This is a genomic window from Lentzea sp. NPDC051208 (genome assembly GCF_040682435.1).
GTDB classification, from domain to species: Bacteria; Actinomycetota; Actinomycetes; order Mycobacteriales; family Pseudonocardiaceae; genus Lentzea; species Lentzea kristufekii.
In genome coordinates this window covers 83,274-104,593 of sequence record NZ_JBFBAW010000022.1, presented here as the reverse complement: position 1 = coordinate 104,593, position 21,320 = coordinate 83,274, and the positions used below count along the sequence as shown (strand labels likewise).

Sequence of the window (21,320 nt, the reverse complement as noted above, 5' to 3'; positions counted from 1 at the left end):
GCGCCGTGAGTTGAGCCCCGTCAGTTGAGGACGGCGATCGACAGGTTCAGGGCCGCCGCGAAGCTCACCCAGCCCAGGTAGGGCACGAGGAGCAGGCCGGCGGCCTTGCTGCGCCTGGTGAAGGCCACGATCACCGCGACGATCGCGAGCCACAGCACCAGGATCTCGGCGAACGCCACCCAGAACCACCCGAGGCCGAAGAACAACGGCGTCCAGGCGGCGTTCAGCACGAGCTGCACGCCGAACAGCGTCAGCTCGCGCCGAGTCGCCCCGGCCCGCCACGCCAGCCACCCGGCGAACGCGATCATCACGTAGAGCAGCGTCCACACCGGACCGAACAGCCACGAGGGCGGCGCCCAGGAAGGCTGCTCCAGCGCCATGTAGGTCGACCCGGCGGAGACGGAGAACAGCGACCCCACGACGGCGGTCACCAGCACGGCCGCGGCGAACAGGCCGAGAGCGCGGAGCGGATGCCGTTCGGATACCAGCGTCATGCCTGGGTGATACCCGTTCACGAGTCGGGCGAAGCGCCGGCGAACTCGATGACGGCCGTCACTCCGGACCGCCCACGACGAACGGTCCGAAGTGGCCGCGCAACTACTTCCGCTTGCCGGTGAACAGGTCCTTGACCTGGTTGCCGCGGCGGCGCAGGCCCCACTTCGTCACGCGGATCAGTGCCTCGCGGACGATGTTGCCGCTCATCTTCGACTCGCCGAACTCGCGCTCGAGGAACGTGATCGGCACCTCGCGCACCCGGAAGCCCAGCTCCAGTGTCCGCCACAGCAGGTCGATCTGGAAGCAGTACCCGGCCGACGCGACGGAGGCGAGGTTCAGCTTGCGCAGGGTGTCCGCGCGGAACGCCCGGTAGCCACCCGTCATGTCGCGGATGTTCGCGCCCAGCGCGAGCCGCGAGTACAGCGAGCCGCCCAGCGACAGGAACTTGCGCTGCGCCGGCCAGTTCACGACCTCGCCGCCCGGCACCCAGCGCGAGCCCAGCACCAGGTCGGCCTGCGGCAGGGCGTCGAGCAGCCGGTGCAGCTGCTCCGGGGCGTGCGAGCCGTCGGCGTCCATCTCGCAGATGACGCCGTAGTTGCGGTCGAGCGCCCACTGGAAGCCCGCGACGTACGCGGCGCCCAGCCCGGCCTTCTCGGTGCGGTGCATCACGTGCACGCGGTCGTCGGCGGCCGCCATCTCGTCGGCGAGCTGGCCGGTGCCATCGGGGCTGCCGTCGTCGACCACCAGCACGTGCACGTCGGGCAGTGCCGTGTGCAGCCTCTTGACGATCTTTCCGATGTTGTCCCGCTCGTTGTACGTCGGGATCACCACCAGCACCTGCCCGAGTTCCTGGTCAGGCTGCTGCGCCATTCGAGTCCTTCCGTCGTCGGGTGAAGCCCAGCGCCAACGCCGCGAGGCCCGCAGCGGTCATCACCCACTCGGGCCAGGCTCCTAGCCAAGTCGCCAGCGTAGTCTGCGACCGCAGCGGCAGTGTCGCGACCAGGGCACCAGGCTCGAAAAGCCCAGTCTTCCGAGTGACGGAACCGTCGGGTTCGACGATCGCGCTGACGCCTGAGGTGGCCGCCACGACCACGGCCCGGCCGTGCTCCACCGCCCGCAGTCTGGACATGGAAAGCTGCTGGTAGGTCATCTCCGTGTACCCGAACGTGGCGTTGTTCGTCGGGATCGCGATGATCGTCGCGCCGGCCGTCACGGAGTCGCGGACCACTGAGTCGAACGCCACTTCGTAACATGTGTCAAGTGCGACCTTCGCGGGCCCCATGACGAAACCCTCCGGGTCCGTGCCGGGCTGGAAGACCCCCGCGCGATCCACCTCCGAGGCGAACAGCCGGAAGAACGACCGCATCGGCATCGTCTCCCCGAACGGCTGCAACTTGCGCTTCGTGTAGGTGTCCGTGGGCCCCTTGCCGGGCTCCCACAGCACCACGGTGTTGCGCGGCAGCCCGTCGTTCTTGTCGAGCACCACGGCGCCCACCGCGATCGGTGCCTTGATCGCGTCGGCCGCCGCGTCGAGCACCGCGGCGGCGTCGGGGTTGCGGAACGGGTCGATGTCCGACGAGTTCTCCGGCCAGATGACGATGTCGGGCTGCTTCTCCCGGCCCGCGGCGACGTCGCCGGCCAGCTGCAGGGTGCGCTTGGCGTGGTTGTCCAGCACGGCCCGGCGCTGTGCGTTGAAGTCGAGCCCCGCGCGCGGCACGTTGCCCTGGATCGCGGCGACGGTGACGGTCCCCGCGGAGGCGTCCACTCCCACGGGCACCACCAGGCCCACCACCAGCGGCACCACGAACAGCGGCAGGCCGAGCCTCCAGTTCTTCGTGAGCCAGAACAGCCCGAAGCCGGTCAGCACCACCGCGAACGTCACCAGCGGCGCTCCGCCCAGCGACGCGAGCGGCAGGAACCAGCCCTCCGGCTGCCCGAACGCGACCTTGCCCCAGGTGAAGCCGCCGAACGGGACCACACCGCGCAACGCCTCGTCCGCCACCCACAGGCACGCCGCCCACAGCGGCCATCCCGGCACGCGCGAGGCGAACGCCATCGCGGCGGTGCCGATCGAGATCATCAGGGCGCACACCAGCGCCAGCGGCAGCCACGCGATCAGCCCGACGAACTCACCGGTCCACCGCAGCAGCGGCACCATGAACCCGAGCCCGAACAGCAGCCCGTACCCGAACCCGGCGCGCGCACGCCGGTCGTAGATCACGTACGCGAGGAGGGCGAAGCCGACCGGCGCCAGGAACCACAGCGGACGCGGCGGAAAGCTCAGGTAGATCAGCACGCCGCCGGCGACGGCCAGTGCCATGCGCGACAACACCGGACGGCTCACTCTTCGCCTGCGCGCGGGTGATTCCGGCGATTCCGGCGCGATGGGGGGTGCGACCACCCGGCCAGCGTACGAGCCGTGGGCGTGTGCGGGACGTACGACCCATGTCGATCGCGCGTGGAGCGGCTGTCCACACACGGTCGGCAGTGGACAGCCGAAGGGCCGAACCCCGTTGCGCGAAACGGCCGATACCCGGTTCGGCACCGGCGAAAGTCCGGATGTCGATGTCGACAGAATTCGTGATTCGGTGGTGGTCGAACTGGGTGAGCATCACCAGACCAGAAAGGTGCCGATCCTTCCCGCGTCACCCGTTGACCGAGGCGAAAAGGTCGACAGCCGCAAGCTCTGCTCCCTGTTTCGGTAAGGTTCGGGCTAAATCAGGAGGTGACGGATGCCCCGTCCAAGCGTGGAAGCCGAACGCAAGGCGCAGATCCTCGCGTCCACCTGCAAGGTGATCGCGGCTGAGGGCTTCCGCCATCTCCGGGTGTCCGACGTGGCCAAGGACGCCGGCGTGTCCGGCGGCACGGTGCACTACTACTTCGAGACCAAGCGCGAACTCACCGACGCGGCCTTCGAGCACTGCTTCGAGGTCTCGGTGGCGCGCCGCCGCTGGATCCTCGAGTCCGACGAGCCGCCGCTCTCGCGCCTGCGCATGGTGGTCGAGTCGTACCTGCCCGAGGGCGCCGAGACCGTCGAGGCGTGGAAGGTCTGGGTCGAGCTCTGGGTCGAGGCCATCCGCAATCCGGAACTGCAGGAGCTCAACGAGCGCTTCTACGGCGAGTGGCGCGACATCGTGGCGAGCATCTTCCGCGACGGCCAGGCCTCCGGCGACATCCACCCGTCCGGCGACCCGCTCGAGCTGGCGAACATGATGGTCAGCATGCTCGACGGCCTCGCGCTCCAGGTGCTCGCCGGCTCGCAGGCCATGACGGTGGACACCATGCGCACCACGTGCCTCAGGTTCGTCGATCAGCTCTCGACCGCCAACGCCGGACAGCCCGTCGCTGTTGCAGTCCGGACCCCTGGAATCGGGTGACCTGCCTCATCCGGGTCGAACCAGGGTTCGTCCCGATGTGGGAGTTGCCTGATAGTGGGCATCCTTGGTCTATGACCACGACAGTTGCTTTGAGCAGGCCCAGGACCAACCGGATGATCGCGGGTGTCTGCGCGGGGCTCGCCCAGCGCTGGGGGATGAAGGCGGGCACCGTGCGCCTTCTGTTCCTGCTGTCCTGCCTTCTGCCCGGACCGCAGTTCGTCGTCTACCTCGTGCTCTGGGTGATGCTGCCCGACCGCGGCTACTGACCGGCGTTGTGGAGCTCGCGGTAGCCGGGGATCGCGGCACCGCCGGCCTTCTCGAACAGGAGCGCCTCGCTGAGGCCGACGCGCGTGCCGTCGCCCAGGCTCCTGTTCGAGGTCCACAGGTTCGCGCGCAGTCCCTCGTTCTCGACGGACAGCACGTCCTCAGTGGACCGCAGCGGCTCGCCGGTACCCCGGCGCCACTCGGCGACCGCCGCCCAGAACCCGTCCACCGCCTCCCACACGAGAAGGCAGCGCGGCCCGAGCACCGCCTTGATCTCCTCGGCCGTGCGCAGCTGCTCCAGGCCGTGGGAGGTGAGGTTCTGCAGGTCCTCGACCAGCGCCACCACGAGGTCGTGGCCGGCCTCCTCGGCGGCCAGCTTCTCCGCGACCCTGCCGACCATCGGCAGCACGTCGCCGGGCACCGCCCGGCTCGCGGCCACGTACGCCGCCATCATGGCGACGTTCAGCTCGCTCTGGTCCTCGACGTGCTTCCAGGTGAACCCGGCCGACTCGGCCAGCCGCTGCGGCGCGGTCCTGCGTCCCCACATGCTTCCCCCAGGTCAGGTCGTCCGGGGGATCATCTCAGAGGCCTCAGCCGGTGTGGTCGGTGACCAGGCGAAGGAACGCCTCCCACGCGGCCGGTTCGACCGGCAGGTGGGCGGCGGGAGCCTTGGAGTCCCGGATGCCGACGCCGTGCCCGATCTCGACGCAGTCCTGGCCGGTCGCGCTGTAGCTGCTCTTCCGCCACTCGACCATCCGAGCCTCCTCAGGACACGATGCGGGTGATCAACTCCCTTGATTCTTCCCTACCGAGGGCGACGCGGTCCATCTGCTTCACCACTTCTTGGTAGAGGCCGATTGATGCCTTGTCATCGAGAAACAACGCGGAGTTCAGGCCGCCGTCGAAGACCACTGGCTCATACTTCTCGAACTTCAAGAGGGTGAAATCACCGGTGAGCGCGCGTCCTGCGGGCACGACCCGCAAGGTGATGTAAGGCCGGATCAACATGCGCAGCAGTTCATGCAGCTGCTCCGTCAGCACGTCGGCGCCGCCGACGTTCGAGTGCAGCACCGGCTCGTACACGTAGAAGACGAACTTCTTGTGTCCCGCCACGATCCCTGTGCGCTCGATCCGAGCCGAGACCCACTCCCGGATGTTCTCGTCCTCGACGAACGGCGAGTCCTCGGCGACAGCGCGTGCGTACGACTCGATCTGCAGGAGCCCCGGGATGAACAACGAGCTCCAGATCACGATCTCCTTGGCGAGCCGCTCGTGCTGGATCAGCGTCCGAACGTGCGGCGGCAGCACCGACTCGTAAAGCTGCAGCCAGCCCTTCTCCCGCGACTCCAGGAAGAGTCCCTTGAGGTACTGGAACTCGTCCGGCTTCACCCCGCACACACCCAGCAGGTAGGTGAACTCCTCCAGCGAGGTGCCGCCTTTGCCGTTGACCAGGTCCGACAACTTGGCGTGCTCCCAGCCGAGCCGTCGTGCCAGCTCGGCTTCCTTCAGGCCGGTGCGGGCGATCATGGCGCGCAGGTTGTCGCCGAACTCGCGACCCAGCACAGTGGACACTCTTTTTGGCATGGCCGAGAAATTAGCCCCGCCCGTCCCTCCTCCTCCATCGTTTCGGACCCGAATTGCCCTGAAAGAAGCAGGCGTAGAAGGGTTCTACGATTTCACCGGTTCTCCTCCACCGGTATGCCGGCCAACTCCTCCGTGAGGCTCGTGAACGCTTCCGGGTGCACCCGGAACCACCCCTCGAACGGCTGGGTCATCCCCGCGCACAGCACGCAGACGAACGCCAGCACGGCCGAGGTCAGGCTCATCTGCAGGATGTGCCGCTTGCGCGCGGTGAACCCGATCAGCATCGGGAACAGGATCATCGCGACGGCACCCGCGATCGTCCCGATCAGCATGATCCGGCCGGTCTTGTCCAGGCCACCGGCCGAATCCAGCCGGTCGCGCCGCAGGTCGGTGACCTCCCGCATCCGCTCCAGCGACCGTTCGCGCGCGGTCTTCACCTGGTCCGGTGACGTGGGCAGCGACAGGATCTCGCTGTGCAGCGAATGCAGTGTCTCGGTGGTCCTGTCGTCGGACTCTCCCACCGCCAGCTTGGGCCATTCCTTGTCCGCCACCAGTTTCGGGTACTCGGTGAGCAGTGAGCGGATGTGGTCGCGCTGCGGTTGCGGTATGACGGGGGTCTGCCAGTAGACGTCGGCGATCGCGGCGGCCTCGCGGGCGGCGTTGTCCTCGGCGGCGCCGCTCTCCTCCCAGACGATCACCACGTAGAACGCCAGCGCGACGATGAACAGGCCGCTGATCACCGCGCCGAGGAAGCCGCGCGAGTCCGCGTCCCTGTCGTCGGCCTGGTCGTGGGCACGGGAACGCCCGAACAGGACGCAGGCGATCACCGTGACGACCACCGACGCGAGAACGATGACTAGCGCGGTCCACATGTCCTCCATCTCCCCACAGCGGACACCGTTTGGCCACCGACACCACGCTTCCCGGCAGTCTTCGCCGCCCATCAAGAGCAACGGGCGTTGATCAAAGACACAGCAAGTCCACTTCGAACGGCCGGAGCGGAAGCCCTTGACACGAACAGGAGAACCAACGTTGCCGGTCCTCGACGGAGAGTGAGGACGCGATGATCAACGGGCGGTGACAACGCCGTCCAACCGTGCCAACCTGTGGCCGACCCGACCGGAAGGCCTGGCATGCGTGTACCGATCCTCATCGCCGTCGTGCTGCTGGTGCCGCTGCTCACCCCGGGCCCGCCGGTCGCCGCGGCCGAGGTGTGGCGCACCCAGTTCACCGAGGCGGTGTACGGGGACGTCACGGTCGTCGGCAACTCCGTCCTGACCTGCCCGACGCCCGAGCAGGCGGGGCCTCACCCCAAGTACCCTCCGCGGTCCTGTGTGGACGCGTTGCACCGCAAGGGTCACGGGCCGTCCGCGCTGAACAACGGCCACCGCATGTCGTGGACCGACGTCGACGACGACCCGGCGACGTTCACCTCGTCGAGCGCCCAGCTCAGCATCCCCGCCGGGGCGAGGGTCGCCTACGCCAAGCTCGGCTGGGCGGGCAGCGCGACCTGCCGCGACGGTGTGAGCCCGCCCGGCACGCCACGGGACCCCGTCATCTTCAACGGCACCCGCGTCAGCCCCGGCCGGTTCGTCCTCGACGGCCCGGACGACCTCTCGCACACCGACAACGCCTTCTACAGCGCCGAAGCCGACGTCACGCGGGCGTTGACGAGCGGCACCGTGACGGTCGGCAACGTCTGGGCGCCGCAGGGGTTCGACTGCTTCGGCGGCTGGTCGCTGACGGTCGTGTGGAAGTTCCCCGGCGCCACCGCGGCGGCACCCGCGAAGCGGCACGTCACGGTGCACGGCGGCCATGTCCGGCTCGCCACGGGGAAGCAGGTGCTGCACACCCCGATCGCGCCGACGCACCCCACCGGCGGGGTCATCCGTGTCGGCATCACCGCGTACGAGGGCGACTGGGCCACGGACGGCGACCAGATGCTGATCAACGGCGCGGCGGTCGGCGGGCGCAACGCGTTCGTGTCGTCCGCGCAGGGCGCCGCGTACCCCAACAACATGAGCGTCGACGCGCGCATAGTCACCGTCGACGCGAACGTCCTCAAGCCCGGCACGAAGAGCGCCGACCTGGCGTTCAGGAGGGCGGAGGACGCGTTCCTCGTCCAGAGCATCGCGTGGTCGTTCCCGCTGCCCGAACTCACCCTCACGGTCGACCCCGGCAGGCCCGTCGCACACCCGAAGGACACCGTCGCGCAGACCGCGACGATCACCAACGCCGGTGACGCGCCCGCCACCGGCGTGACCGTGTGCGGCCAGCAGGTCGGCACGATCGCCCCGCACGCCACGGCGACGCGCACGTGCTCGTCCACGGCGGGCGACGACGACTACCCCACGACGGTCACGGTGAGCGGCACCAGTCTCGCCGGTGATCCACTCGCGGCGCAGCACTCGTCGACCGTGGACGTGCTGCACCCGGCGTTGCGCGCGACCGCCACGTCGGAACCGGTGACAGCGCTCCCGGGCCAGGCGGTGAAGTTCACGACGACGGTCACGAACACCGGCGACACCCCGCTCTACGGCCTCACCGCTCGCGCGGCTGCCGGGTGCGATCCCATGCAGGGTCAGCTCGACCCCGGAGCCACCTCCGCGGTCACCTGCACGGCCCCGGCGGGTGACGAGAGCGGCGCGCTGACCTCGACCGTCTCGGCCGCCGACAGGATCGGCGGCAAGGTCGAGGCGTCGGCGTCCGTGCGGGTCGAGGTCATCTACCCGCGACTGACCATCAGCGCGGCCTGGTCGAAGGACCGCGCACGGGACGGCGAGGTCGTCACCGTCACGGTCACGGTCGGCAACCCGTCCGCCCTGCCGATCGCGAACGTGCAGGTGAGCGGCGAGCCCGCCGCGTGCCGCCGGACGTTCCCGGTGCTGGCCCCCCGCTCCCGCGTCACCTACACCTGCCAGGTCACCGCCCCGATGAACTCCCGGCTGACGGTGTCCGGCGCGGGTGCCGGCGGCGCGATCAGCGAGAGCGCGATCGTCCGGATCGAGTCGGTCGGCGCCCCGCTCCCGCCCGATCCCGAACCACCTGCGCCGCCACGGGACGAACCAGCGCCGCCGCAGCCGGTCGCGCACGTCCAGCAGGTGTCGAAACCGGCGGTCGGCGGTGTGGCGGCGGTGATCGGGATGATCGGCATGGTGGTCGTCGCGAGCGCGCTGTCCGGGCTGGGACGTCGCTGAGGTCCGGACCGGTCCCCGTTCGTGATGGAACGCGGGCGTGTCGCTTCACAGCCGGATGCGGTAGAAGGGTCCTGTGGAAATCACCGCCTTCCTCGACCGCAAGCTCGCCCGCCGGTTCCGGACCTACGACACCGACGGCGACGGGTTCATCGAGCGGGAGGACTTCACACAGGCGGGCGAGCGCACCACGAAGGCGTTCGGGCTGGTCGTGGACGATCCGAAGGCCGTGCGGTTCCACGACGTGCTGATCGGGCTGTGGGAGCACCTCTCGTCGGTCGCCGATCGGGACCGCGACGGGCGCATCAGCGTCGACGAGTACAAGAACGCGTTCGCGAACGGCCTGCTGGAGACACCGGAGTCGTTCGACGAGGGTTATGTGCCGTTCCTGGACGCGCTGATGTCGATCGCGGACGAGGACGGCGACGGCAAACTGACCCTCGAAGAGCACGTGAGATGGACCGGCGCGTTGCTGCACCTCTCGGAGCGCGACGCGCGGGGAATCCACGACCTGCTGTCCGACGAGGACGGACTGCTGTCCACAGAGGCCCTGCTGGCGGCCATCCGCGAGTTCTACTTCTCCGAGGATCCCGCCGAGGCGGGCAACTGGCTGCTGGGGTCGTTGGACTGACGTGCTGCTGAAGACGCTGCAGGAGTGCGCGGCGCGCGCCCAGCCCGCCGCGCACGTCGAGGAGGCGGGCGGCTGGTGGCTGCGGCACTCCCCCGGCGACGCCTGGTGGGTGAGCGCGGTGCTGCCGCACGACCGCGAGGACCGGGTGGAGCAGGCGGAGGAGTTCTGCGCCGAACGCGGAACCGGGACGAGGTTCCAGATCACGCCGGGCGTCTGCGCCGCCGATCTCGACCGGATGCTGGACGCCAGGGGCTACGCGCGGGGCCATGACATGTCCCTGCAGATCGCGTCGACCTCCGAGGTGCTGCGCCAGTCCCGCTCGGACGCGGGCGAGGTGACGGCGCGGCCGACCGACGAGTGGCTCGCGGCGTGGCAGGCGGTGACCACGCGGGACGTCAGCGCCGAACGCGACCTGCTCAGCCGTGTCGAGCATCCGTCCGCCTACGCGTACGCCGAGGTGGACGGCCAGGTGGTGGCCGTGGGGCGTGCGGTGACGGAGGAGGGCTGGGCCGGGGTGTTCGGCATGGCGACACTTCCCCACGCACGCGGTCAGGGCGCCGCACGGTCCGTGCTCGCCGCACTGGCCTCGTGGGCGGCCACGCACGAGGCGAACCACATGTACCTGCAGATGGAAAAGGCGAACACCGCGGCGTTCCGGCTGTACGAACGGACGGGGTTCCGCGAGGTGTGCACCTACCACTACCGGATTCGTGGGTAACCGATCAGGAATCAAGAAGGCAGAGCCGAGTGGCGCGGGCTAGCTTTGCGCCATGACCAGGACAGCACCGGCGGCGCACGATGCCGACACCCACGACCTGATCCGCGTGCAGGGCGCGCGGGTCAACAACCTCCGCGACGTCGACGTGGAGATCCCGAAGCGCCGGCTGACGGTCTTCACCGGTGTCTCCGGGTCCGGCAAGAGCTCGCTGGTGTTCGGCACCATCGCCGCGGAGTCGCAGCGGCTGATCAACGAGACCTACAGCGCGTTCATCCAGGGGTTCATGCCGACGCTGCCGCGTCCCGAGGTGTACCTGCTGGAGGGGATCACCACGGCGATCCTGGTCGACCAGCAGCGGATGGGCGCCGACCCGCGCTCGACCGTCGGCACCGCGACCGACGTGCACGCGATGCTGCGCATCCTGTTCAGCCGCCTCGGCGCGCCGCACATCGGCGGCCCGCAGGCGTTCTCGTTCAACGTCGCCTCGATCTCCGGCGCGGGCGCCGTGACGATCGAGAAGGGCGGCCAGAAGGTCAAGGAGCGCCGCGAGTTCTCCATCACCGGCGGCATGTGCCCGCGGTGCGAGGGCCGTGGCCAGGTCTCCGACATCGATCTGACCGAGGTCTACGACGAGTCGAAGTCGATCCTCGAGGGTGCGATCAAGGTGCCCGGCTACAACGTCGACAACCAGTGGACCGTGCAGACGTTCGCGCAGTCGGGTTTCATCGACCCGGCCAAGCCGATCCGCAAGTACACCAAGAAGGAACTGCACGACTTCCTGTACCGGGACCCGGTCAAGATCAAGGTCAACGGCATCAACCTGACCTACGAGGGCCTGATCCCGAAGCTGCAGAAGTCCATGCTGTCCAAGGACCGCGAGGCGCTGCAGCCGCACATCCGCGCGTTCGTGGACCGCGCGGCGACGTTCGGCACCTGCCCCGAGTGCTCCGGCACCCGCCTGACCGAGGCGGCGCGGTCGTCCAAGATCAAGGGCGTCTCGATCGCGGACCTGTGCGACATGCAGATCACGGACCTGGCGGACTGGATCCGCGGGGTGAAGGACAAGTCCGTCGCGCCGCTGGTGGACAAGCTCGCGCACACCCTGGACTCGTTCGTGGAGATCGGTCTCGGGTACCTGTCGCTGAACCGGCCGGCGGGCACGCTCTCCGGTGGTGAGGCGCAGCGCGTCAAGATGATCCGGCACCTCGGGTCCGCGCTGACCGACGTGACGTACGTGTTCGACGAGCCGACGATCGGGCTGCACCCGCACGACATCGAGCGGATGAACAACCTGCTGCTCCGCCTGCGGGACAAGGGCAACACCGTCCTCGTCGTGGAGCACAAGCCCGAGACGATCGCGATCGCGGACCACATCGTCGACCTCGGTCCCGGTGCCGGGCGGGGCGGCGGCACGATCTGCTTCGAGGGAACGCTGGAGGGGTTGCGCAAGAGCGACACCGTGACCGGCCGCCACCTCGACGACCGCGCGGCGCTGAAGCCGTCGGTGCGGGAGCGGACCGGCGTCCTGGAGATCCGCGGGGCGTCCGCGAACAACCTGCGCGACGTCGACGTCGACATCCCCCTCGGGGTGCTGACCGTGGTCACGGGTGTGGCGGGCTCGGGCAAGTCGTCGCTGATCCACCGGTCGCTGCCGCGCGACGCCGGGGCGATCGTGGTCGACCAGACGCCCATCAAGGGTTCGCGCCGGTCCAACCCCGCGACCTACACCGGCCTGCTGGAGCCGATCCGCAAGGCGTTCGCCAAGGCCAACGGCGTGAAGCCCGCGTTGTTCAGCGCGAACTCCGAGGGCGCGTGCCCGAACTGCAACGGCGCCGGCGTGGTGTTCACCGACCTCGGCATCATGGCGACGATCGAGTCCCCCTGCGACGTCTGCGAGGGCAAGCGGTTCGACCAGGCCGTGCTGGAGTTCAAGTTCGGCGGTCGCGACATCTCGGAGGTGCTCGCGATGCCCGTCGCCGAGGCCGTCGAGTTCTTCGGCTCCGGTGAGGCCCGCACGCCCGCCGCGCACGCGATCCTGGAGCGGCTCAACGACGTCGGCCTGGGCTACCTGTCGCTGGGCCAGCCGCTCACGACCCTGTCCGGCGGCGAGCGGCAGCGCCTGAAGCTCGCCACGCACATGGCGGACAAGGGCGGCGTCTACGTCCTGGACGAGCCGACGACCGGCCTGCACCTGGCCGACGTCCAGCAGCTCCTGGCGCTCCTGGACCGCCTCGTCGAATCGGGCAAGTCGGTGATCGTGATCGAACACCACCAGGCCGTGATGGCGCACGCCGACTGGATCATCGACCTGGGCCCCGGCGCCGGCCACGACGGCGGCAAGGTGGTCTTCGAGGGCACCCCGGCCGACCTGGTCGCCGGCCGCTCGACGCTGACCGGCGAGCACCTCGCGGACTACGTGGGCGCCCCGGCACGCAAGAAGAAGCGCTGACGGGGTACACAAGGAGACATGAAGATCACGCCGTTCCTGGACCGCAGGCTCACTCGCAGGTTCGAGACCTACGACAGCGACCGGGACGGGTACGTCGAGCGCAAGGACTTCGAACTGGCGAGCACCCGGCTGACCTCGGCGTTCGGTCTGACCGACGACGACGAGCGCGCGAAGCGGCTGCACGAGCAGCTGCTGGGCGTGTGGGACCACCTCGTCGCCGTGACGGACACGAACAACGACGAACGGATCAGCCTGGCCGAGTACCGGGCGGCGTTCGTGCTCGGCCTGCTGGGACGCCCCGAGGCGTTCGACGACGTCTACGTGCCGTACCTCGACGCGCTGCTGGCCGTCGCCGACCACGACGGTGACGGCCGGCTCGGCGTGGACGAGCACGTGCGGTGGTCCATGGCGTTGATGCACGTGTCCGAGGCCGACGCACGGGCCGTGCACGCGCGGCTCGACCACGACGGCGACGGGCTGATCGGCACCGAGGACCTGCTCGCCGCTTGGCGGGCGTTCTACTTCTCGGAGGACGAGGACGGGCCGGGAGGCTGGCTGCTCGGCCCGCTCTGACCACCCCACCCCACGCCACGCCACCGCGGCCGGCACGCGGGGGCCCAGCGTATCTTCATGGAGTACGTAGGGTCCCCGCGTGCGCCTAGAGACTTGAGCCGGGCCCGCTCAAGTCTGGTGTGCGGGGTAGCGGATGAGACCGCCGGCCAGGGGCTTAGTCCTGGCTCTGCTCGGCGACCTTCTTGATCGAGGCGGCCTCGGTCTCGACGTACCGCTTGGCCCTCGCCTTCGTCATCAGCCAGCCGACCCCCGCGAGCGGGCCGGACACGGTCAGCGCGAGGGTGAGCCGGGTGCCTTCGGGATGCGGCTCGACGACGTGCGAGGCGACGCCGAGGACGCCGGGGGACTTCGACTCCCAGGTGTACGAGGTGCCCTCGGTCAGTTCGGTCACCGTCCACACGGCCTCGGGCAGCTTCGGTTGCCGGAGGCGGGCGCTGGAGCCGACGGTGAACGGGCCTTCGTCGAGGCGTTCCACGGAGTCGACCGTCGGGATGCGTTCCGGCCAGCGCTCGACGTCGATGAGCACCGCCCAGACGCGTTCGGGCGGGGCCGCGATCGTGATGGTGTGCTCCAGGCCTGGCATGCGCCGAGTCTACGACCGGAACCGCTGCTCGATCTCGTCCAGCGCGTCGGCCGCGAGTCGTCGCGCTGCCGCGCGTGGTGACTCGGGGTCGTCGAGGACCTTCGTGACGAGCCGGCGCATGGTCGTGCCGATCTTCTCGAACGCCGATTCGGCCGTGGCGTCGATGTCGCCGAACAGGGTCCACCACCACCAGGAGTTCGTGGCGGAGTTCGCGACGACGTCCGGGATGATCAACGCGTCGATCATCGCCTCCGCCTCGGGCGTGACGGGCATGTTGGCGGCTTCGACGATCAGTTCGGCGTTGACCCTGGTCGCGTTGTGCTCGTTGATCGCGTAGCTCGTGGCGGCGGGGACCAGGACGTCCGCCTCGACGTCGAGCCACCGGTCACCGTCGAGTTCGCGGTCTTCGGCGCGCAGTCTCGTCCGGTCGATGGCGCCGTGCGCGTCCCGGGACAGCAGAAGGGTTTCCACGTCGAGCCCGGCCGGGTTGGCCACGACGCCGTGGACGTCCGCGAGCCCGACGACCTTGACGCCGGCCTGGGCGAGGTAGCGCGCGGTGGCGCCGCCCATCGAGCCGAAACCCTGTACGAACGCGGTGGGGTTGTGCAGGTGGAGATGTTGGATGCCGGTCAGCGCGGCCTCGGCCACGCCGTAGCCGCCGGCCAGTTCGTCGAGGCTGACGCCGTCGACGGTGACCTCGAACGCGTCCGCGAGGCGTTGCCTGGCCTTGCGCTCGTCGTCGAGCAGCGGGTAGACCGCCTGGATGGACGACTGGAGGCCGATCTTCGCGATGGCCTCGTCGATGGTGGACTGTCGCAGCCCCAGGTCCTCACCCATCGTCCAGAAGCGTTCGATGTAGGGGGACATGGCGTACAGGTAGGCCGTGAGAACGTCCTTCGCCCGCGGGTCGTAGGGGTCGAAGTCGATGCCGCCCTTGGCGCCGCCGAGCGGGACGTAGCGCGCGTCGGGGTCGTAGTTGAGGGCTTCCTTGGCGGTCATGCCCTCGGCCAGCCCGCGGACCTCGTCGAGCGTGCAGCCCGCGCGCATCCGCAGACCTCCGCTGCTGACCCCGCGTACCAGCCGGTCGATGACCAGGTAGCCGCGCGCCAGGGTCGCCGGATCGGTCCACGTGATCTGGAGGAAGCTCATCGCCGCCAGTCAACCACCTGAAGCGTCACCTCGACATCTGCATGAGGAACTCCGCGTTGCTCTGCGTCTTGCGCAGTCCGTCGACGATCACGTCGATGTCCCGGTCCGCCATGGCCCGGCGCAGCGCGTCCGTGATGGCGAGTTCCTGCTGCGACACCAGCAGTTCCGCCTTGCGCGTGCTCGACTGCTGGAGGTCGATCGCGGGGTAGATCCGCCGCTGCGCCGCCTTGCGGTCGAGCTTCAGCTCGGCGTTGCCGGTGCTCTTGAGCTCCTCGAAGATCGCCGTGTCGGCGAGCGACCCGGTCTCGACGAGCGCGGTGGCGAAGATCGTGAGACTGCCGCCGCTCTCGATGTTCCGTGCCGAACCCAGGAACTGCTTCGGCGGCGTCAGCGCACGAGCGTCGATCCCGCCGCTGAGAATGCGCCCGCCGTTGGGCTGCGCGAGGTTGTAGGCACGCCCGAGCCGCGTCAGCGAGTCGAGCAGGATCACCACGTCCTGACCGTCCTCCACGAGCCGCTTGGCCCGCTCCACAGCGAGTTCGGCGACCCGGATGTGCTCGCCAGGGTGCTCGTCGAAGGTCGAGGTGAACATCTCGCCCGGGATCGTGGTGCGCATGTCGGTCACCTCCTCCGGCCGTTCGCCGACGAGCGCGACGATGAGATGGGCCTCGGGGTGGTTCTTGGCGATCGCGGCCGCGATCTGTTGCAGCACAATGGTCTTACCGGCCTTGGGCGGCGCGACGATCAGCGCCCGCTGCCCCTTGCCGACCGGCATGACCAGGTCGATTGCCCGGCTGGTGAGCTCGTTCGGATCGTGCTCCAGCCGCAGCCGCTCGTTGGGATAAAGGGGCGTCAAGTCCTCGAAGCGTGGCCGCTTGTGCGGCGCACGTCCGTTGACCGTGTCGACGCCGACGAGCTTGTCGTTCTCCGCTTCGCCGCTGATCTGGTCGCCGCGGCGCAGGTCGTACTGCCTCACGAGACTCTGCGGAACCTGCGGTCCGTCCACGAGAAACGCCTTGTTGTTACGTACGTCGAGTACACCGATGTGCATCGGGTCTGTCCTTTCAGGAGGGTTGTTCGAAGCGCGCTTCGTCGACTCCGCGCACGAGGTGCGACGGGAGGAGAGCGCTGCAGATGCCGTTGATCCGACTGCATCTGATGTGGGCCCGCCGGCGTGAGAAGCCGGAGGTGTCGGCTGCGGCGTTGTGATCGTCCAGCAGCTGGTCGGAACTTACGTGCGCTTACCTGCGCACCGCCGGGTACGAACGGACTGTAGCAGAGAACGTCAACGGCGCGCTCGTTATTCCGCGCACTTCTTCCACGAGAGCCGGAACGTCGTGCTCACGCTCGAGTCGGTCGAGTCCATGGTCATGAAGCTGCCGGCCCCCTTGCCGGTGAGCTTCAGCTCGGTCTCCACGGTCAACGGCTTGCGATCCTTGCACGGCCCGTGCGCCACCCCGCTGGGCGTGTCGGTCACCTGCCAGTTGTCACTCATCGGCGCCTGATACGTGCGGCTGCTGTGCCGCGTGGGGAAACCGGGGAACCAGTAGTCGTTGCGCACCACACCGCGCACCTTGTCGGTCAGATGCGCGAACCCGCGGTAGTCCGTGGCCGCGATGCCGAACGTGTACCCGGCCGCGTGGTTGATGCGCAGGGCGATCGTGCAGCTCCGCTTGGCCTCGTTCCCGTTGCCCTGCACCAGGAAGTCGCTGTAGGTGACGGTGAACGCCTCGTTGTCCAGCGACATGGCGACGTTCGTCGTGCCGGCCGGGCACCCCGAGCCGCCCACGCTGACGACGTCGATCGTCACCGGGCCGGGCGGGGGCACGAGGAAGGCCAGCAGCGCCACCACAACCAGCATCGAGGCCTCCTCACGTCACTGCAGGAGAACCTATCGGGGCCCGCAATCCCGCAATCGGAGCAGCCGGGGCGGTCAGGCCACGCGTTGCCCGCCCGTGCCGGTCGCCGCTTCCGCCGAAGGGACGATCAGCGCGTCGACCGCCAGCACACCGTCGGGGCCGACGCGCACGGGGTTCAGCTCGATCTCGGCGAGGTCCGGTCGCGCCGCGAGCGTCTGGGAGACCTGGGCGATCACCTCGGCCAGCGCCGCCACGTCGGGTGCCGGGGCACCGCGCCAGCCGGACAGCAGCGGGGCGGAGACCAGGCGGGCCAGCATGTCCCGTGCCGTGGCGGGAGTGACGGGGGCGAGCTCGATCGCGGTGTCTGCGAACAACTCCGCGTGGACGCCGCCCGCGCCGACGAGAACGACCGGGCCGAACGAGTGGTCGCGCTTCGCGCCGATGATCAGTTCGACGCTGTGCTCGCGCGTGTCCATCTCCTCGAGGACATAGGTGCCGGGGCCAAGTCTTGCCCGCATCTCCTCGAACGCCGCTACGGGGTCGGTGAGGTTGATCCGCACTCCGCCGTGCTCGCTCTTGTGGGGCAGCCAGTCGGCCTTGAGCGCGAACGGCCCCTTCAGGGTGGTCGCGGTGACGTCGGCGACGGTCGTGATGGCGTGGGCCCTGGGGAACTCCACGAAGCTCAGCAGTTCGCGGGCCGCGAGGTAACCAGGACGGAACGGGGTGGTGGTCGCGGTGCGCGGCACGACCTCCAGCGAGGTTCTGCCCAGCCGGTTCGCGTGGCCCAGCGCGGCGACGGTGCGTTCGATCGTGTGGTGCACCGGGATGCCGCCTGCCCGCAGCACCCGGACCGCGGCGGAGTCCTCGCACATGCTGTGCACGACGACGGTGACGCCGGTTTCCTTTGCCAGGCCACAGATGTGGGATGCCACCGCCACTTCCGCGGACTCCAGCGAGGGTGCGTCCGACCCGTAGCTGCCGAAGTAGCCCGACAGCACGACCGCGTCGACCTCACCCCCGCGCGCCAGCACCTCGACCGTCCGGAAGTAGTTCGCCAGGTCCTGCTCCCCCGCTCCCGCGAGGTCGATCGGGTTCCGCGTCGACGCACCCGCCGGCAGACCGTCCACAACGGACAGGGCGGGCATCGTCAGGCCGGCCGCCACCGCGAGGTCCGCCGCGATCGCGCCCTGCCCGCCCGAGTCGGAGATGATCCCCACCCTGCCCCCGCGCGGCACCCCGGACGTCAGCACCGCCGCCAGGTCCACCAGAGCCGCGGGTGTCGTCACGCGGACCGCGCCCGCCCGGCGGCAGGCCGCGTCCACCACGTCCGACGACGACGTCAGGGCGCCGGTGTGCGTGCGGGCGGCTTCGCGGGCGGCGACCGAGGACCCGACGGTCAGCAGCACCACGGGCTTGCCGGCCGCGCGCAGTTCCGACATGGCCGCCACGACGCCGGGGCCGAAGCTCTCCAGGTAGACCCCCACCACGGTGGTCAGGTCGTGGGACACGAGGTCCAGCAACGCTTCCGTGGCCGTCACGTCCGCCTGGTTGCCCACCGAGACGAACCGCGAGACGCCCGTGCCCGACGACGCGGCGAGCCCGGCGATCTCCAGCCCGACCTGTCCGCTCTGCGACACCACGCCCAGCGAGCCCGCCTGGAACCGGCCCCAGGCCAGGTGCAGCGACGTCGCCGCGTCGAACACGCCCAGGCAGTTCGGGCCGAGCAGCCGCGCGCCCGCGTCACGGATCCGGCGGATGACGCGATCGTCGATTCCCGAGGTGATGCCGACGAAACCGCGCACGCCGGCCGCGAGCGCCTCGTCCACCACGGCGGGCACGTGCGCCGCGGGCACGGCGAGCACGACCAGTTCGGGGGCCTCGGCGAGTTCGGACAGCGAGCGCACGGTGGGCTGGCCCAGAACGGCTCCACCGCCCCGGTTCACCAGGTGCACGGCGCGGCGGCCATGACCGACGAGGGCGCCGCGCGCGAGCCAGTGGCCCCACTTGGCGGGGTCGTCGCTGGCGCCGACGACGGCGACGGACGCGGGATCGGAGAAGATCATCTCGCACCGAGGCCGCGGGAGATGATCAGGCGCTGGATGTCCGAGGTGCCCTCTTCGATCTCCTCGAGCTTCGCGTCGCGCATCCAGCGCTCGACGGGGTAGTCACGGGAATACCCGTTGCCCCCCAGCGTCTGCACGGCCGCGTGCGTGCACCACATGGCGTTCTCCGAGCCGACGAGCTTGGCCATCGCCGACTCCTGCCCCACCGCGTGCCCCGCGTCGTACAAGGTCGCCGCGCGCACGGTCAGCAGGTGCGAGGTGTCGACGCGCGTGGCCATGTCCGCGAGCCGGAACGCCACCGCCTGGTGCTGAATGATCGGCACGCCGAACTGCACCCGCTCCGCCGCGTAGGAGGTGGCGAAGTCCAGCGCGGCACGGGCCAGCCCCGTCGTGGCCGCGCCGATGAGGATGCGCGACGCGTCGAACGTCCGCATCAGCCCGGCGAACCCCTGCCCCTCGTCGCCGAGCCGGTCCTCCACGGGCACGCGCACGTCGTCCAGGAACACCTCGGCGTTGACGATCGCGCGCTGCCCCATCTTCCGGAACGGCGGCCCGACCGTCAGCCCCGCCGCGGAGCGCGGCACGACGAACGCCGTGACACCACGGGACCTCAGCGACGGATCCACCGTCGCGAAGATCACGAACATCTCGGCGTACGGGGCGTTGGAGATCCAGGTCTTCTGTCCGTTGAGGACGTACTCGTCACCCTCGCGCCGCGCCGACGTCCGGATGCCCGCCGCGTCCGATCCGCTGCCGGGCTCGGTCACGGCGACGGCGGTGAGCGGCGGGCACGCGGCCGCCAGCGGGCTGAGGAACCGGTCCTGCTGCTCGGGCGTGCCGAGGTGCTCGATCGGCGCGCCGAAGAAGCCGTTGGAGGTGACCAGGTTGCCGATGCCGATGTCGCCGTGGCACAGCTCCTGCTGGACCAGCACCTGGGTCAGCAGGTCGGTGACGCCACCGCCGCCGACCTTCTCGGGGAGCATGAACGAGGTCAGCCCGAGCGCGGACGCCTTCTCCCACACGTCGAGCGGCGACTCGGTGTCCGCCTCGTCGACGGCGCGCCCCCGCGGCCGGATCTCCCTGGCGGCGAACTCCCTCGCCAGTTCGACGAACTGCTCCTGTTCGGCCGTGAGCCGCAGCCCGTCGCGGACGGTCCGCCCCATCGCGCTCTCCTAGCTTGACTGACGAATCAGTTATTCAGGATCCACGGGGCAGCCTAGCTGCGCCGGGGCGCGTGGGGAGGGTCGCGAACGGGTGACTACCAGGGCAAACGCACAACGGTGAGTCGGTCCGGCCGACCTGGCAAGAGCCCCGAAGGAGTACTGATCACCTGCATGGAGCAGCCCGAGGTCCAGCGGGACCTGACGTGGCACGAGAACGATGACCGGCCTGCGCGGAGGAGCCGGCTCCGGCTACCTCCGCGCGACGATCGGACAGCGGTTCCACGAACCGATACACCCAGGCGAGTGACTACGTCCGCAGGGCCGCTCGAACGATCTCCATGGCCTCCTGCGACGAGAGGCCCAGCTCCGCGGACATCGCCGCGTACTGGGCCGCCGCCGCGCGGACGCGCTCGCGGTTGCTGTCGCCGTTGGCACTGACCACGGTGCCCGCGCGGCCCCTGGTCTCCACGAGCCCGGCTTCTTCCAGCTCACGGTAGGCGCGGGCGACCGTGTTCACCGCCAGGCCCAGGTCTTTCGCCAGAGCACGCACCGTGGGCAGTTTCGCTCCCACCGGCAGTTCTCGGTTCGAGATCGCGTGCGCGTAGTGCACGCGCACCTGCTCATAGGGAGGTGTCTCCCCCTGGTGGTCGATCTTCACCACGCCGCATCCTCCCCGCATGTAGCTACTTCTGTATTGACCAACGGAAGAAGGCGGTGAAGGTTGCGGTCGATTCAGCTCGAATCGGTCCGGACGCCGATGAGGGGAGCCTTCATCAACCTGAGGTCGGGGAAAGCTCCCCTCATCAACCTGTCGGCGGATTTCCGGGTCATTCAGCGGCCGTCGGAGCGACGACCGTGCCGCGCGCCCGCGTCACGACGATCGGCTCGACGAGCAGGTCGGCCGCCGACGGACCGCGTTCGGGCGCCGAACGGCACACGACGCGCGCCTCGAACTCGATCTCACGCGACCGCTTCCCGATGCGCACCAGCGTCGCGGACGCCTCGATGACGTCACCGGCCTGGATCGGCGCCACGAACTCCACGGAGCTGTACCCCGCGAACAGTCCCTCGTCGGAGTCCGTGTGGATGAGCAGCTCGGTGGCGACGTCGCCGAACATGCCCAGCCCGTAGGCCCCGTCGACCAGATTGCCTCCGTAGTGCGCGTGCGAGTGCGGGACGTAACGGCGGTGCGTCACCGAGAAACCTTCGACCAAAGCC

22 protein-coding genes and 1 pseudogene are annotated in these 21,320 nt (G+C 69.5%); 8 read left to right on the top strand and 15 right to left on the bottom strand.

The genetic code is table 11. The annotated features are described in order from the left end of the window. Positions 1 to 20: 20 nt before the first annotated feature. The 3 genes from AB0M48_RS38445 to lnt all read right to left on the bottom strand — a co-directional run bounded on the left by AB0M48_RS38445 (position 21) and on the right by lnt (position 2,815). Positions 21 to 494 carry a TspO/MBR family protein gene (locus tag AB0M48_RS38445; protein ID WP_363851917.1) on the bottom strand — a complete coding sequence of 158 codons (474 nt, stop codon included), beginning with the start codon at positions 492 to 494 and terminating at the stop codon, positions 21 to 23. 103 nt (positions 495 to 597) lie between these two features. Further along, positions 598 to 1,365: a polyprenol monophosphomannose synthase gene (locus AB0M48_RS38440; RefSeq protein ID WP_363851914.1), complete on the bottom strand. Its 768-nt coding sequence runs from the start codon at positions 1,363 to 1,365 to the stop codon at positions 598 to 600. Beyond that, positions 1,349 to 2,815 (bottom strand): apolipoprotein N-acyltransferase, encoded by a 1,467-nt coding sequence (gene lnt, locus AB0M48_RS38435; protein ID WP_363851911.1) that lies wholly within the window; start codon positions 2,813 to 2,815, stop codon positions 1,349 to 1,351. The genes AB0M48_RS38440 and lnt overlap by 17 nt, the downstream gene beginning before the upstream one ends. Here lnt and AB0M48_RS38430 point away from each other — a divergent pair. The 3 genes from AB0M48_RS38430 (at position 2,814) to AB0M48_RS38420 (ending at position 4,138) form a co-directional block, all read left to right on the top strand. Next, on the top strand, positions 2,814 to 3,200 hold the full coding sequence (locus tag AB0M48_RS38430; RefSeq protein ID WP_363851908.1) for a hypothetical protein: 387 nt from the start codon (positions 2,814 to 2,816) through the stop codon (positions 3,198 to 3,200). The genes lnt and AB0M48_RS38430 overlap by 2 nt on opposite strands. 27 nt (positions 3,201 to 3,227) lie before the next feature. Next, positions 3,228 to 3,872, top strand: coding sequence for a TetR/AcrR family transcriptional regulator (locus AB0M48_RS38425; RefSeq protein WP_363851905.1), 645 nt, complete (start codon positions 3,228 to 3,230; stop codon positions 3,870 to 3,872). Positions 3,873 to 3,943: 71 nt separating this feature from the next. Then, positions 3,944 to 4,138 (top strand): PspC domain-containing protein, encoded by a 195-nt coding sequence (locus AB0M48_RS38420; protein WP_090064506.1) that lies wholly within the window; start codon positions 3,944 to 3,946, stop codon positions 4,136 to 4,138. Here the strand turns inward: AB0M48_RS38420 and AB0M48_RS38415 are convergent. From AB0M48_RS38415 to AB0M48_RS38400, 4 genes are all read right to left on the bottom strand, one after another. After that, positions 4,132 to 4,683 carry a hypothetical protein gene (locus tag AB0M48_RS38415; RefSeq protein ID WP_363851902.1) on the bottom strand — a complete coding sequence of 184 codons (552 nt, stop codon included), beginning with the start codon at positions 4,681 to 4,683 and terminating at the stop codon, positions 4,132 to 4,134. The two genes, AB0M48_RS38420 and AB0M48_RS38415, sit on opposite strands and share 7 nt — an antisense overlap. A 43-nt stretch (positions 4,684 to 4,726) precedes the next feature. After that, positions 4,727 to 4,891 carry a DUF397 domain-containing protein gene (locus tag AB0M48_RS38410; protein ID WP_363851899.1) on the bottom strand — a complete coding sequence of 55 codons (165 nt, stop codon included), beginning with the start codon at positions 4,889 to 4,891 and terminating at the stop codon, positions 4,727 to 4,729. Positions 4,892 to 4,901: 10 nt separating this feature from the next. Further along, positions 4,902 to 5,720, bottom strand: a complete 819-nt coding sequence (locus tag AB0M48_RS38405; protein ID WP_363851895.1) for a helix-turn-helix transcriptional regulator — start codon at positions 5,718 to 5,720, stop codon at positions 4,902 to 4,904. Between the two features lie 92 nt (positions 5,721 to 5,812). After that, positions 5,813 to 6,592 (bottom strand): hypothetical protein, encoded by a 780-nt coding sequence (locus AB0M48_RS38400; protein WP_363851893.1) that lies wholly within the window; start codon positions 6,590 to 6,592, stop codon positions 5,813 to 5,815. Between the two features lie 261 nt (positions 6,593 to 6,853). Here AB0M48_RS38400 and AB0M48_RS38395 point away from each other — a divergent pair, with 261 nt between their 5' ends. From AB0M48_RS38395 to AB0M48_RS38375, 5 genes are all read left to right on the top strand, one after another. After that, positions 6,854 to 8,917 carry a hypothetical protein gene (locus AB0M48_RS38395; protein ID WP_363851890.1) on the top strand — a complete coding sequence of 688 codons (2,064 nt, stop codon included), beginning with the start codon at positions 6,854 to 6,856 and terminating at the stop codon, positions 8,915 to 8,917. 73 nt (positions 8,918 to 8,990) lie between these two features. Then, on the top strand, positions 8,991 to 9,545 hold the full coding sequence (locus AB0M48_RS38390) for an EF-hand domain-containing protein (protein WP_363851887.1): 555 nt from the start codon (positions 8,991 to 8,993) through the stop codon (positions 9,543 to 9,545). 1 nt (position 9,546) lies between these two features. Beyond that, entirely contained in the window at positions 9,547 to 10,263 is a 717-nt protein-coding gene (locus AB0M48_RS38385) for a GNAT family N-acetyltransferase (protein ID WP_363851884.1), read from the top strand. Positions 10,264 to 10,315: 52 nt separating this feature from the next. Then, positions 10,316 to 12,712: an excinuclease ABC subunit UvrA gene (locus AB0M48_RS38380; protein WP_363851881.1), complete on the top strand. Its 2,397-nt coding sequence runs from the start codon at positions 10,316 to 10,318 to the stop codon at positions 12,710 to 12,712. An 18-nt stretch (positions 12,713 to 12,730) separates the two neighbouring features. Beyond that, positions 12,731 to 13,285 (top strand): EF-hand domain-containing protein, encoded by a 555-nt coding sequence (locus AB0M48_RS38375; protein ID WP_363851878.1) that lies wholly within the window; start codon positions 12,731 to 12,733, stop codon positions 13,283 to 13,285. 154 nt (positions 13,286 to 13,439) lie between these two features. On the opposite strand, the gene AB0M48_RS38370 is transcribed toward AB0M48_RS38375, so the two are convergent. From AB0M48_RS38370 to AB0M48_RS38335, 8 genes and pseudogenes are all read right to left on the bottom strand, one after another. Continuing rightward, positions 13,440 to 13,868 (bottom strand): SRPBCC family protein, encoded by a 429-nt coding sequence (locus tag AB0M48_RS38370; RefSeq protein WP_363851875.1) that lies wholly within the window; start codon positions 13,866 to 13,868, stop codon positions 13,440 to 13,442. 9 nt (positions 13,869 to 13,877) lie between these two features. After that, the gene (locus AB0M48_RS38365; protein ID WP_363851872.1) at positions 13,878 to 15,017 is read right to left on the bottom strand and encodes a Glu/Leu/Phe/Val dehydrogenase dimerization domain-containing protein; all 1,140 of its coding nucleotides are present in this window, start codon (positions 15,015 to 15,017) and stop codon (positions 13,878 to 13,880) included. A 25-nt stretch (positions 15,018 to 15,042) separates the two neighbouring features. Beyond that, positions 15,043 to 16,059 (bottom strand): annotated as a pseudogene (gene rho / locus AB0M48_RS38360) (transcription termination factor Rho); the annotation flags it as partial. Between the two features lie 258 nt (positions 16,060 to 16,317). Then, positions 16,318 to 16,878 carry a DUF4360 domain-containing protein gene (locus AB0M48_RS38355; RefSeq protein WP_363851869.1) on the bottom strand — a complete coding sequence of 187 codons (561 nt, stop codon included), beginning with the start codon at positions 16,876 to 16,878 and terminating at the stop codon, positions 16,318 to 16,320. Between the two features lie 72 nt (positions 16,879 to 16,950). Continuing rightward, entirely contained in the window at positions 16,951 to 18,939 is a 1,989-nt protein-coding gene (locus AB0M48_RS38350; RefSeq protein WP_363851866.1) for an acetate--CoA ligase family protein, read from the bottom strand. Further along, positions 18,936 to 20,102 (bottom strand): acyl-CoA dehydrogenase family protein, encoded by a 1,167-nt coding sequence (locus AB0M48_RS38345; RefSeq protein WP_363851863.1) that lies wholly within the window; start codon positions 20,100 to 20,102, stop codon positions 18,936 to 18,938. The genes AB0M48_RS38350 and AB0M48_RS38345 overlap by 4 nt, the downstream gene beginning before the upstream one ends. A 307-nt stretch (positions 20,103 to 20,409) precedes the next feature. After that, positions 20,410 to 20,763 (bottom strand): GntR family transcriptional regulator, encoded by a 354-nt coding sequence (locus AB0M48_RS38340; protein ID WP_266035365.1) that lies wholly within the window; start codon positions 20,761 to 20,763, stop codon positions 20,410 to 20,412. Between the two features lie 166 nt (positions 20,764 to 20,929). Next, positions 20,930 to 21,298 (bottom strand): hotdog fold domain-containing protein, encoded by a 369-nt coding sequence (locus AB0M48_RS38335; RefSeq protein WP_363851858.1) that lies wholly within the window; start codon positions 21,296 to 21,298, stop codon positions 20,930 to 20,932. Positions 21,299 to 21,320 lie beyond the last annotated feature (22 nt).